Source organism: Occallatibacter sp., from assembly GCF_049582745.1.
In the GTDB taxonomy this organism is placed as follows: domain Bacteria; phylum Acidobacteriota; class Terriglobia; order Terriglobales; family Acidobacteriaceae; genus Telmatobacter.
In genome coordinates this window covers 23611-35696 of sequence record NZ_JBAUUO010000072.1, presented here as the reverse complement: position 1 = coordinate 35696, position 12086 = coordinate 23611, and the positions used below count along the sequence as shown (strand labels likewise).

Below are 12086 nucleotides of genomic sequence, written 5' to 3'. Positions count from 1 at the left end.
ACGAGTCCAGCATCGCACGCTCCGAGGTTCTCCGGGGTTATCGGAGCTTGAATGTCCCTTCTTTTGGCAAACCGATTTGGCGATGCTCAATAAAATGGGAACAGGCATGTCTCGCAACGACGACCTCTACAACGAACTCGCCTTCTACACCCTGGCGCACCCCGACCCCGCCTTCCTCCATCAGCTTGTTGTCGATGCCTACGCCGCGCAGAATGCGGATGAAACCACCAAGCCAATCGCGATCGTCTTCGCCCTGATTGGCCTCTACCTGCACATCGAAAAAGGCTTCACCGGCAAACAGGTGCAGAGGGCGCACATGCAGCTCGCCCGATGGCCGAATACCTGGACGAAGTCACCTCTCCCTGCATCCCGCGGCGTCATTCGCATTGAGGATGTTCTTGCCGCTGAACCCGGCCCCGCCCGCGACGCAGTGATCGAGCGCTGGTGCGCCGATGTATGGGCATCCTGGCAGGCAAGCCGTGCCCAAATCGTGGAAGTGGCACGAAAATACCTTGAAGTCGCATGATCGCAGCTCAAACCCTAACCTCCACCGCTTGATATCATCAACCTAGGTGCGAGGGCACTCACATTACCCCCACCGAGGTCACTCTCCACCCGATGACTCCTGTTTCCCAGGCTGCCGCTTCTCCAGACTTCGCTGCGCATGACGCGCGCGTTTCAGACGAGGCAGTTCCAGCTCAATCAGCACACCAGATTCACGCCCCCAGCCCCGGAACAACTGCAACTCTGATCACCGATCTGCGCGAGCTTTTCAAAGTGCGCGTTACAGGAATGGTCGTCATCACTGGCTGGGCAGGCTTCTACCTCGGATCAATGCAATCGGGAATCTCCAGCGTACAGCGCGGCCTGCTCGACACGCTCATCGGCATCGGCCTGGTCTCCGCCGGGGCCAGCGCCCTTAACCAGGCCATCGAGCGCACCAGCGACGCCAAAATGAAGCGCACCGCCGACCGCCCCATCGCCGCCGGACGCATCTCGTTCGCCCAGGGTGTTCTGGCTGGCCTCAGCGCTCTCGCGCTCGGCGGATGGTGGCTGCTGCTGCACACAAATCTGCTCACCGTCTCTCTGGCGCTGCTCACGGCATTCTCCTACGTCGCCATCTACACCCCGCTCAAACGCGTCACTTCGCTCGCGACCTTCATCGGAGCATTCCCCGGCGCCATGGGTCCGATGCTCGGCTGGACCGCCGCCCGCGGACGCATCGAGTGGCCAGCCGTTGCGCTCTTCGCCATTCTCTTTGTCTGGCAGTTTCCCCACTTCATGGCCATCGCCTGGCTCTACCGGCATGACTACGCACGCGCCGGCATCCGCATGCTCCCCGTCGTTCAGCCCGACGGCTGGTCCACGGTTGTCGAAGCACTCTTCTATGCGGTGCTGATGATCCCCATTAGCCTCATCCCGTGGCGACTAGGCATGACGGGCCCGGTTTACGCGTTTCCCGCGACGGCCCTCGGTTTCTTCTATCTCGCCTACACCATTCGCTTCACCCGCATCCTGCGTGCAACCACAGAAACCGAAAGCCACATGGTGGCCCGCGATCTGCTCAAAGTAAGCGTCATCTACCTGCCCCTCCTGCTGACCACGCTGATGGTGTGCGCCATCGCTAAACACTGAGGAACGCATGAGCGCAACGGCAACCAGATCGCAGCCCAGAGCAAATACGCGTCAGGCCATTTTTGTCATTCTCGCCATTAGCGCCGCAGCCTCGCTCTTTCTCTTCTGGCTGATCTACGAACACCCGGCCGCCGACGTTTCCAAAACAAAGCTGGCATTTCTCCCCGCGCTCAATGCCACCCTCAACGGCCTCAGTGCGACAGCACTCCTCGTCGGCTACACCTTCATCCGCGCCCGCAAGATCGCCGCCCATCGCGCGTCGATGATCACCGCTTTCGGTTTCTCCACACTCTTCCTGGTCAGCTACATCCTGCACCATTACCTGCACGGTGACGTCCGCTATCCACTCCACGCTGCATGGCGCTCCGTTTACCTGCCGCTGCTCGCGAGCCATATCATTCTTGCGATAGTCGCCTTGCCGCTGGTGCTGGTCACTTTATTCTTCTCGCTCACCAGTCGCTTCCCGCAACACCGCAAGGTTGCACGCTGGACGTTTCCAATCTGGCTCTACGTTTCAGTCACCGGCGTCGCTACCTACGTCATGCTGCGCCTCGCGCAGGGATCGTGAGCCGCATGCCCGTGATCGACCGCGTCCCCGAATCGCCGAAGGGCATCGCGTCACCCAACGATGGCACGCGCCAGCTTCTGCAATGGGGATCGTCCATGACGGGCGCGGGCCTTCTCGCCGCGATTCTGCTTCAGACTCTTCTTGGCGGCTTCGGCCCCACCGGCGCCAGCACCAACACCGGCTGGTTCGCCCTGATCGTCGCGCTGATGTGCATCCCGTTTGGCGGACTGCTGCTGACCCTCGGCATCGCCAAATGGCTCCGCAATCGCAGCCTGCGGCGCTCCGGCAATCGTTCCAACTAACGATTCGCGCAGCTGCAGAACCGCTTTAGTCCGGGTTCCGCTCACCGCGATCGTTTGTGAAATTTTCCGTCCTTCACGATCATGGCGATGCCGGCATGATCCCCCGCCAGCAATGAAATATTCTCCAGCGGATTTCCATCAATCACCAGCAGATCCGCCACCGCACCTTTGCGGATGCAGCCCAGCCTGCCCGCCTGTCCCATCAGTTCCGCATTCACCGAGCACGCCGAACGCAGCACATCGATGGCAGGCAACACCTGCGCACGCAGCGTAAATTCCGAACTCTGCCTCACGTGTTGCTGACCAAGCAGATCGCTGCCCAATCCCATCTTCACCCCTGCTAGTTTCATAATCTCCAGGCCCTTGAGCGCGGAATCTCCAATCTTCCGCAGCTTTTCCACGCTGACTGCAGGAAGACCGAGCGCAGCCCCTTCCTCGAGAAGACCAAAAAGCGTCGCCATCGTCGGCACCGCATACGAACCGCACTCCGCAACGAACTCCGCCGTCTCCCGATCGATCAGCGTAGCGTGCTCAATTGACCTCACTCCAAATGCAGCCGCGCGCCGCACCGCCTCGGGCGGGTGACAATGTGCTGCAATGTACGATCCAGCCCGCTCCGCCTCATCCACGGCAGCCTTGATTTCATCATCGGAATACTGGCAGCGGTCCAGCGGGTCAGTCGGCGACGCGACACCGCCCGACCCCATGATCTTGATGTGCGATGCCCCGCGCCGCAACTCCTCCCGCACCGCGCGACGCACCGCATCCGCTCCGTCCGCAACCACCGCCATGTGATCGCTGTGGAATCCACAGCCGCAACACGTCACGCCATCCAGTGCGTGATCGCCGGGACGAAAGTCCCCATGCCCGCCGGTTTGCGAAATCACGCGCCCCCCATAAAAGAGCCGTGGCACGGTCCCAAGCAATCCATCGCGGATCGCCCCGACGAGCCCCACGTCCGCGCCACCCACATCGCGCACCGTAGTAAATCCGCGATCCAGGCATCCATGCAGAAACTTCGCCGCAAAGTGCGCCAGGTACGACATCGGCGATTGCACTACGCGCGTGATGTTCAGCCCCGCCGCATACACATGCACGTGCGCGTCAATCAATCCCGGCATCAGCACGCGCCCGCTGCAGTCAATCACTTCAGCGTCCCTGTCGATGGCGGGATCGGGCGAGGCCACATCCTCGATCACTCCGCCCGCGGCCACAACGTCTTTGCCTTCGATCAATGCATCGGAATCTCCATCAAATATTCGCGCCGACCGAAAAATCAGCCTCTTTCCTGCTTCATCCGCCTTTGACATGAATCCTGATCTCCTTCAGAGAACACTCCGCTTGGATCGAAACGGAATTGCCGGCAATCACTTCCGGCATCGCTTCTTGAAACCGAACCCTCGCCCTGACCCGTAATTTGTACCACGGCGACTCGATCTATTCCCGCCCTGCGATCACCGCCGGGAAACGCGAGCCGCTCGCCGAAAGCATCGTTTTCAATGCATTCCATCTGCACTTGCTGCTCCGGTTCAGCCACTTCTCCCGCGTCGCATTTATACTTTCAGACATTGCAATGGAATCCCGGGAAACGGGTCTCCGCAGTCGATCTGCGGGCAAGCAGGAGAAGCACATGGCGAAGTCAGTAAATAAAGTCATCCTTTTGGGCAATGTGGGCAAGGACCCCGAGATCCGGGCCACCGCCGGCGGTGCCATCGTCGCCAACTTCACCCTCGCCACCAGCGATCGCTTTCAGGATGCGCAGGGTAACTGGCAGGATCGTACCGAGTGGCACACGCTGGTCGCCTTCAAGCGCACCGCTGAGATCGTCCGCGATTACGTAAAGAAAGGGACCAAACTCTACATCGAGGGCAAACTCCAAACCCGCAGTTGGGACGACAAAGAAACCGGCGTGAAGAAGTATCGCACTGAAATCATCGTCTTCGACCTCTCCCTATTGTCAGGCCGCGAAGATGGCGGGGCCGGCTCCGGCGGATACAGCCGTCAGTCCGGGGCTTCGAGCACCGTCGACCAGCACCCACCAGCCGGCCACGACGAATACAGCCAGTCCGCCGAAATCTCCGACGACGACATACCGTTCTAGGGATTACCTCCGGAAGAAATGTAAACAAATAAACTAATCCAGTAGCAGTCGAGCCTGTGGGAAAGTGGAAAACACGAAGTGTTTTCCAAGGAAGCGAAGCTTCCGTCTTTTCCACAGGCTTTTGGCGGACAATCCCACATTCCATCATTCCAACCCGACCCCGCTTCGTTGCATAGGACAGCCACACCGCCCCCCGTATAATCATCGCTACCCAACCGAGCACACTATGTCACCTGAAGACCCCGCGGCACTCCAGGCCCCTACCGCACCGGAACCCGTGCACGGCGAGCGCGGCTTCTGGGCTCTGATCGCGACTCAATTCCAGGGCGCATACTGCGACAACATCCTGCGCAATCTCCTCCTCGCCATGATCGTCGGCATGGGCCTGCGCAACGACCAGCGCGACACCTTCGTCTCGATCGTCACCTTCCTCTTCTCCATGCCCTTCGTGCTCTTCAGCATGACCGGCGGCTGGCTCGCCGACCACTTTAGCAAGCGCCGCGTCACCATCTGGACAAAGGTCATGGAGATCGCCGCCATGACCATCGCCACCGCCGGTCTTGCTCTGCATTTGCAGCCGCTCACGCTCGTCGCGCTTGGGCTGGTCGCCACGCAAGCCGCACTCTTCGGTCCTTCAAAATACGGCCTTCTCCCGGAATTGCTCCCTGCCAAGCGCCTCTCCTGGGGAAATGGAGTCATCGAACTCGGCACCTTCCTCGCCATCATCATCGGCACGGTCACCGGCGCGGCGATGGCTGAGCATTTCCATGGACACGAGGTCTACGCCGGCTACGCGCTCCTCGCCCTCGCCTGCACGGGCCTCGCCACCAGCTTCGGCATCGATCGCGTTCCGCCGGCCGCGCCGGAAAAGAAATTCCGCCTGAACTTTATCGGCGATCTCTGGCAACAGATCACCCTCATGCGCCGCGATCAGCCGCTCTTTCTCGCGGTCCTCGGCAATACCTACTTCTGGTTCCTCGGCTCGCTGCTGTTCTCCACCATCATCGTCTTCGGCCCCGATGTTCTCCACATCGGCCAGACTGAGACTGGCTATCTCAACGCCACGCTCGCCGTCGGCATCGGCATCGGCAGCATGATCGCCGGCCTGCTTAGCGGCAACAAGATCGAATACGGCCTCATTCCTCTCGGCTCCATCGGCATGACGCTGACCGGCATCGCCCTCGGCACCATGCACACCGGTCTCATCGGTTCAGCGGTCCTGCTCGGCATGCTCGGCTTCTGGGCCGGATTCTTCGCCGTCCCCGTCAACGCGCTCATCCAGCATCGCCCTGCCGAAGAAAACAAGGGCGGCATCATCGCTGCGTCCAATCTGTTGTCGTTCGTCGGCATTGCCCTCTCTTCCGGCGCCTACTTCGTATTCACAAAATTCGTCCATCTCAATCCGCGCGGCATCATGCTTGCTGCCTCCGTCATCACAGCAGCCGGCACTGTCTACGTTCTCATCCTTCTGCCCGAGTGGTTCGGCCGTCTCATCCTCTTCTTCGTCACCCACACCATCTACCGCGTTAAAGTCCTCGGCCGCGACAACTTCCCTGAACGAACCGGCGCACTGCTCGTTTGCAATCACATGTCGTTCGTCGACGTCGCGCTCCTCATTGCTTCGACAGACCGCCCCATCCGCTTCCTCATGTACAAGGGCATCTACGACAACCGCATCATCAAGCCCTTCGCCCGCATGATGAAAGCCATCCCCATCTCCAGCGAACAGCGTCCCCGCGAGATGATCCGCTCCCTGCGCACCGCCAGCGACGCCCTCCGCCAGGACGAAATCGTCTGCATCTTCGCCGAAGGCCAGATCACGCGCACCGGCCAGATGCTTCCCTTCCGCCGCGGACTTGAACGCATCATGAAAGGCGTCGACGTCCCCATCATCCCCGTCAATCTCGACGGCGTATGGGGCAGCATCTTCAGCTTCGAACGCGGCCGCTTCCTCTGGAAGATCCCCCATCGCATCCCCTACCCCGTCACTGTCAGCTTCGGCGCGCCCATGCCGCCCACAACCTCCGCCATCTCCGTCCGCGCCGCCGTGCAGGAACTCCAGGCCGAAGCCTTTCGCGAACGCAAACGCCGCATGCGCACCCTCGATCGCGCCTTTGTCCGCACCGCGCGCCGCTTCCCGCTGCGCTTCATGATGGCGGACGGCAAGACGCCGAAGGTACGCTTCTTCTCCGCTCTCACCAAAACCATCTTCATCGCGCGTCGCCTTCGCCCCGCCATCGGCGATCGCCAGATGATTGGATTGCTGCTGCCGCCCTCCGTCGGCGGCGCCCTCACCAACTACGCGCTCACGCTCCTCGACCGCGTGCCCGTCAATCTCAACTACACCGCGTCGAGCGAAGTCATCGCCTCCTGCGCGAAACAATGCGACGTCGATGTTGTCATCACGTCAAAGGCCTTCGTCGAGCGCTTCCCCAAACTCGAAATTCCCGGCCGCACTCTCTTCCTCGAAGACGTCCTTCAATCCCCGCGCGCCACAGAGAAGCTCTTCGCGCTTCTGCTCGCATCCACCATGCCGCAGACTCTTCTGCGCAAGGCCATCGGCGCGGCACCGGGCAAACGTAGCGTCGACGACCTCGCCACCGTGATCTTTTCCAGCGGCAGCACCGGCGACCCCAAGGGCGTCATGCTCACGCACTACAACATCGGCTCCAACATTCAGCAGGTCGCGCAAGTCTTCATGCTCGACGGCCATGACAAGATCCTCGGCATCCTGCCCTTCTTCCACTCGTTCGGATTCATGGCTGCTCTCTGGATGCCCGCCGCGAACGGCGTCGGCGTCGTCTATCATCCCAATCCGCTCGACACCAAGGTCATCGGCGAACTCGTCGCGCAGTATCGCGTCACCTTCCTCATCGCCACCCCAACATTTCTTCAGGCCTACATGCGACGCTGTTCGCCTGAAAGTTTCGGCAGCCTGCAATACGTCCTCGTCGGTGCAGAAAAGCTTGCCGACCGCGTCGCTCTTGCCTTTGAAGACACCTTCGGCATCCGCCCGCTCGAGGGCTATGGCTGCACCGAGTGCTCACCCGTCGTCACGGTCAATGGACGCGACTTCCGTGCTCCAGGCTTCCGCCAGGTCGGTGCGCGCCGCGGAAAAATCGGCCACCCGCTTCCCGGCGTCACCGTCCGCGTCGTCGATATTGACACTGGCCAGCCGGTCCCACCCGGCACTCCCGGCATGCTCCTCGTCAAAGGTCCGAACGTGATGAAAGGCTATCTCGGCAAGCCCGAGAAGACCGCCGAAGTCCTGCACGATGGCTGGTACACCACCGGCGATGTCGCCATCATGGAAGAAGACGGCTTCCTCACCATCACCGACCGCCTCTCGCGTTTCAGCAAGATCGGCGGCGAGATGGTGCCGCACATCCGCATTGAAGACAAGCTGCAGGAATTGGCTGGAGTCACCGAGCAGGTATTCGCCGTCACCGCGCTGCCCGACGAAAAGAAAGGCGAACGCATCGTCGTCATCTCCACGCTCTCAACAGAAAAGCTCACGCCTGTGATCGAAAAATTTGCCCAGTGCGATCTGCCCGCTCTCTGGAAACCCCGTTCTGGCGCGTTCTTCCACGTCGACGCGCTGCCCATCCTCGGCACCGGAAAAATTGACCTGCGCGGCGTCAAAGCCCTGGCCACCTCAATGGCTTGAGAAGGTGCTTGCCGGATTATAGCGGCTCTTCAATTCGTGGAGAGCGGTTTTGAAAGGGCACGACTTAGTCGTGCCTTAGGATGCCGGGTGCCCCATCCATGGCAACAGCCTCATCGTTGACATGGGTGGGAAACCACAAACCTCAACCGGGCCTGGATATGACAAATCTTCGCCGTCGAGGCGCTACTCCGTCGTGTACCGAATCTCCAGCCGCCGCATCCGGTAGCACGTATACGTCAGCACCAGCGCGATCAAAGCCAGCAGACCAAGCACCGCCACCCATGCCGACACAGGTTCGGTCTCGACAGTCAGCAGTGCAAACACACCCTCCGCCGGAACACTGACCGGCATCAGGTGTCGCAGGTATGAGGCCACGCTGAACTTCTGCAGCAGCGAAGGCATCACCGGATTGATCGCCTCCCACCCCAGCAGAAGCATCGCACCCGGCATAGGATTGCGAAACATCAGGCTTAGCAGCAGGAAGATCGATCCATACCCCAGGCATCCCAGCACCACGATCAGCAGGTACGCTTCGATCTGCCCCAGCCCCGGCCCATGCATCATGAAGTCCCGGCCCGCCGCACCGTATCCCGCATACATCAGCACGAAATCGGCAAGCACAGCAATGCCAAACAGCAGCACAGCGCTCACCGCGCCCGCAAAAAACTTCGACAGCAGGATCACTTCGCGGCGCACCGGCGACAACAGGTAATAGTGCAGGCTCCGCTCGATCATCTCGCCGCGAATCAGCCGCGAAAAAATCCCCAGACATCCGAAAAAGATCCCCAGTCGCACGTAGTAAAGCTGCACCACACCCGCGAGCACCTCGGTGTCGTCGCCCATGGCCAGGCCGGCGTGCGGGTCGAAAACCAGGTGAAGCAAAATGATCACCGCCGGAATAAACGCAAGAAAATAAATCCACCACGCCCGACGCGTAAAAAGATTGCGCCTGATCTCGATCCGCGTCAGCCGTCGCGCTTGCACCCACCACAACGACCACGGCTGTTGCCGCAGGATGCCGATCGCGCTGCTGAAACTCTGCTGCATCATGAGGCGCTCCCGTCTGAACCGATCAGGTACTGGTAGATGGCGTTTGCATTGTCATCGGCCGGAGCCACCGCATCGATCTTCACCAATCCCTCAGCCGCAATCTCGTTCAGCAGACGGTAAAACTCGTCGACATCCCCGGTGCGCAAAAACACGCCGCGCCCATCCGCGTGCAGCCGCGCCTCTACGCAGTGATTCACCGCAAACATCTTCGACGCCAGCAGTTCGGGACTGTCGCAGCGAATCAGCACCTGCATCGGCTTGTCGCGCACTTCCTTCCGCACATCGTGAATGTTTCCCTGCGCGATGAGATAGCCGCCCGTAATCAGCACAACGCGATCCGAGATGCGATCCACTTCGTCGAGAATGTGGCTTGAGATCACCACGTGCATCCCCTGCCGCCCCAGTTCCTGAAACAATGCCAGCGACTCCGCCCGCGCCATCGGGTCCAGTCCATTCAGCGGCTCGTCCAGCACCAGTACCCGCGGATGATGCGCGATTGACTGCGCCAGCCTGATCTTTTGCCGCATCCCCTTGCTGTACCCGGCAATCATGCGATGCGCCGCTTCGCCATCCAGTTGAACGCGCTCGAGTGCCTCCGCCGTCAACGCATGCGCATCTTCCTCAGTCATGCCAAACAGCATCAGGCTATCGAGTACAAATTGAAATCCGGTCAACCCGCGCGGAAACGAATCGAACTGCGCGCAATACCCCACGTTGCAAAAGAATTCCGTCGCGTTCGACGGCGCTAGTCCCAGAACCGAGACGCTTCCGCGCGAAGGCTGCACCAGTCCCGTCATCAGGTTCATCAGTGTGGTCTTGCCTGAACCGTTCGGCCCCACCAGCGTCGAAATCCCCGGCGTCAGCGTCAGCGAAACCCGGTTCACCCCGAGCACCTCGCCATAAAACTTCGAGACATTCTCGAAACGAATTGTGTCCGTCACTGCGTTCATCCGCGCACCACCTCGCGCGCACGGATACGCGCATTCAACACCGCCACGCAAAGCAGGCACGCGATGATCAGCGCAACCACCATCGGAAAAGTTGGCAATATAAACCGCTCGTTCATACGGATCGGCGCCGGCGCACCCAAGATCCTCTGCCACAGTTCCGACATAATAAGCGGAAGATTCAGCAGCAATCCCCACTTGGTCCGCAGAATTAGACTAACCATTGCGCCCACGCCCGCCGGAACAAACACCACCGCGAAAATCGCCCCCGTCGCAATCACCCGCCACTTCACCCACGCCGATACCGCCAGCCCCACCATTGAGAGCACAAAAACCCACACCGCCGCCCCCGCAAAAATCCCCAGCGCCAGTGAAAAATTCGCCATCCCCCACGGTTGCGGCGAAGCATAGCACTGATAAACAAACAGCAGCAGGCATGGAATCCAGGTAACGTAGGAAAGCGAAAGCGCCAGCGCGACAAACTTGCCCAGCAGATAGCCGAAGCGCGAAATGGGATGGCTCAGCAAAATCGGAAGCGCGTTATCGCCCAGGTCAAACGACACCAGTCGCGGTGCAATCCATGCCGCCAGCACCAGCGCAAACCAGCACTGCGTCTCCAGAACACGAAGAAAGAAGGTCCGATCGATGTCGAGCGCCGGGCCTCCGCGCATGATCAGCGCCCGCGCCATGGGATTATCCGCCACATAAATAATCACCAGGTCCACTAGACACGGCAGAAGCGAAAGAACGAACAGACCGATCGTGATCTTCGACGACCACGCCTCATTGAGCGCATACCGCGCCAGCACCAGGGGACGCGATCCCAGCGGCGTCAGGCGGCCTTCATACGGCCGGTAATCATGATCAAACACGGACATGGTCGACCCGGCCTCCCTCGTACTCCATCGCCCGCAGGAAAATATCTTCGAGCGAATCCCGCCGCTGCTGAATGCGCCTGATCTGCACCCCAAACTCCGCCGCCGTCACATACAGGTCCTTCGCGCTCAGCGCATCCGGCATCACCAGCTTCACGCGGCCGCCGGCAAAGCTCGCGCACTCGCATCCCAGCGACTGCATCTTCTGCGCAAATGCCTCGGTACTGCCGATCATCTCCATCTCGATGAAGTTCCGATGCGACCGTCGCTCCTCTTCAATGTTTGAAATGGCCGCGATGCGACCCTTGTTCAAGATCAGCACCTCCTCGCACGTCTCATCGATATCGCGCAGCAGGTGCGACGAGATCAGCAGATGCGTGCCACCCTGCTTGCGAATATCCTTGATGAGCTGAATCATGCGCTGGCGCGCCGTAGGATCCAGTCCGTTCGTCGGCTCATCCAGGATCAGCAGCTTCGGCCCGTGCGCCAGCCCCTGCGCCAGCTTGATCAGCTGCTTCATCCCCAATGAGTATGTGCTGATCTTGCGATAGCGCACTTCGCCGAGCCCCACATAAAACAGAGCTTCGTGCGCGCGCTCCAGCGCTTCAGCCGGAGGCAGCCCCGCAAGCTCTGCCATGTACCGCACAAAGCGAACGCCGTTCATGTTGCCGATGAAGGAATCATTCTCCGGCATGTAGCCGACGCTCTGGCGGATACGCATGCGATCCACCCGCGCATCCAGGCCGAGCACCTTTGCCACCCCGCCCGACGGCTCGTGAAATCCAAGCAGCGCGTTGATCAGCGTCGATTTTCCCGCACCGTTTGGCCCCAGCAACCCGACGGCGTGACCGCGTAGCTCTCCCGTCAACCCATTGAGAACGGTGCGGCCGCCAAGCCGCACCTCCAGTCGATCAAGTTCGATCACGCCCATGTCTTCTCTT

General features: G+C 60.5%; 11 protein-coding genes. 6 read left to right on the top strand and 5 right to left on the bottom strand.

Features of this window, described 5'->3' with window-relative positions:
* The 4 genes from WCA10_RS11800 to WCA10_RS11785 all read left to right on the top strand — a co-directional run.
* On the top strand, positions 1-526 hold a 526-nt coding region (locus WCA10_RS11800), incomplete at its 5' end, for a DUF5946 family protein (protein WP_472822722.1).
* 92 nt (positions 527-618) lie between these two features.
* Positions 619-1635 (top strand): heme o synthase, encoded by a 1017-nt coding sequence (cyoE, locus tag WCA10_RS11795; RefSeq protein ID WP_472822721.1) that lies wholly within the window; start codon positions 619-621, stop codon positions 1633-1635.
* Between the two features lie 7 nt (positions 1636-1642).
* Complete coding sequence (locus WCA10_RS11790; RefSeq protein ID WP_472822720.1) at positions 1643-2203, top strand: DUF420 domain-containing protein; 561 nt, start codon at positions 1643-1645, stop codon at positions 2201-2203.
* Complete coding sequence (locus WCA10_RS11785; RefSeq protein ID WP_472822719.1) at positions 2200-2505, top strand: hypothetical protein; 306 nt, start codon at positions 2200-2202, stop codon at positions 2503-2505. The genes WCA10_RS11790 and WCA10_RS11785 overlap by 4 nt, the downstream gene beginning before the upstream one ends.
* 41 nt (positions 2506-2546) lie before the next feature.
* On the opposite strand, the gene WCA10_RS11780 is transcribed toward WCA10_RS11785, so the two are convergent.
* Positions 2547-3815: a metal-dependent hydrolase family protein gene (locus tag WCA10_RS11780; RefSeq protein WP_472822718.1), complete on the bottom strand. Its 1269-nt coding sequence runs from the start codon at positions 3813-3815 to the stop codon at positions 2547-2549.
* 320 nt (positions 3816-4135) lie between these two features.
* On the opposite strand from WCA10_RS11780, the gene WCA10_RS11775 reads away from it, so the two are divergent.
* Both WCA10_RS11775 and WCA10_RS11770 read left to right on the top strand, forming a co-directional pair.
* Positions 4136-4606, top strand: a complete 471-nt coding sequence (locus WCA10_RS11775; RefSeq protein WP_472822717.1) for a single-stranded DNA-binding protein — start codon at positions 4136-4138, stop codon at positions 4604-4606.
* 226 nt (positions 4607-4832) lie between these two features.
* A complete protein-coding gene (locus WCA10_RS11770) occupies positions 4833-8273 on the top strand; it encodes an acyl-[ACP]--phospholipid O-acyltransferase (protein ID WP_472822716.1) in 3441 nt (1146 codons plus the stop codon).
* Between the two features lie 183 nt (positions 8274-8456).
* Here WCA10_RS11770 and WCA10_RS11765 read toward each other — a convergent pair whose 3' ends face one another.
* From WCA10_RS11765 to WCA10_RS11750, 4 genes are read right to left on the bottom strand one after another with little or no spacing between them, the layout of a single operon-like run.
* Positions 8457-9323, bottom strand: coding sequence for an ABC transporter permease (locus WCA10_RS11765; RefSeq protein WP_472822715.1), 867 nt, complete (start codon positions 9321-9323; stop codon positions 8457-8459).
* A complete protein-coding gene (locus tag WCA10_RS11760) occupies positions 9320-10264 on the bottom strand; it encodes an ABC transporter ATP-binding protein (protein ID WP_472822714.1) in 945 nt (314 codons plus the stop codon). The genes WCA10_RS11765 and WCA10_RS11760 overlap by 4 nt, the downstream gene beginning before the upstream one ends.
* 5 nt (positions 10265-10269) lie before the next feature.
* Complete coding sequence (locus WCA10_RS11755) at positions 10270-11148, bottom strand: ABC transporter permease (protein WP_472822713.1); 879 nt, start codon at positions 11146-11148, stop codon at positions 10270-10272.
* Positions 11135-12076, bottom strand: a complete 942-nt coding sequence (locus WCA10_RS11750; RefSeq protein WP_472822712.1) for an ABC transporter ATP-binding protein — start codon at positions 12074-12076, stop codon at positions 11135-11137. The genes WCA10_RS11755 and WCA10_RS11750 overlap by 14 nt, the downstream gene beginning before the upstream one ends.
* Between the last annotated feature and the right edge of the window lie 10 nt (positions 12077-12086).

Bases quoted from the DNA above. Each gene is read 5' to 3' on its own strand.
- cyoE (WP_472822721.1), top strand. From the start codon at position 619: ATGACTCCTGTTTCCCAGGCTGCCGCTTCTCCAGACTTCGCTGCGCAT.
- WCA10_RS11790 (WP_472822720.1), top strand. From the start codon at position 1,643: ATGAGCGCAACGGCAACCAGATCGCAGCCCAGAGCAAATACGCGTCAG.
- WCA10_RS11780 (WP_472822718.1), bottom strand. From the start codon at position 3,815: ATGTCAAAGGCGGATGAAGCAGGAAAGAGGCTGATTTTTCGGTCGGCG.
- WCA10_RS11775 (WP_472822717.1), top strand. From the start codon at position 4,136: ATGGCGAAGTCAGTAAATAAAGTCATCCTTTTGGGCAATGTGGGCAAG.
- WCA10_RS11770 (WP_472822716.1), top strand. From the start codon at position 4,833: ATGTCACCTGAAGACCCCGCGGCACTCCAGGCCCCTACCGCACCGGAA.
- WCA10_RS11765 (WP_472822715.1), bottom strand. From the start codon at position 9,323: ATGATGCAGCAGAGTTTCAGCAGCGCGATCGGCATCCTGCGGCAACAG.
- WCA10_RS11755 (WP_472822713.1), bottom strand. From the start codon at position 11,148: ATGTCCGTGTTTGATCATGATTACCGGCCGTATGAAGGCCGCCTGACG.
- WCA10_RS11750 (WP_472822712.1), bottom strand. From the start codon at position 12,076: ATGGGCGTGATCGAACTTGATCGACTGGAGGTGCGGCTTGGCGGCCGC.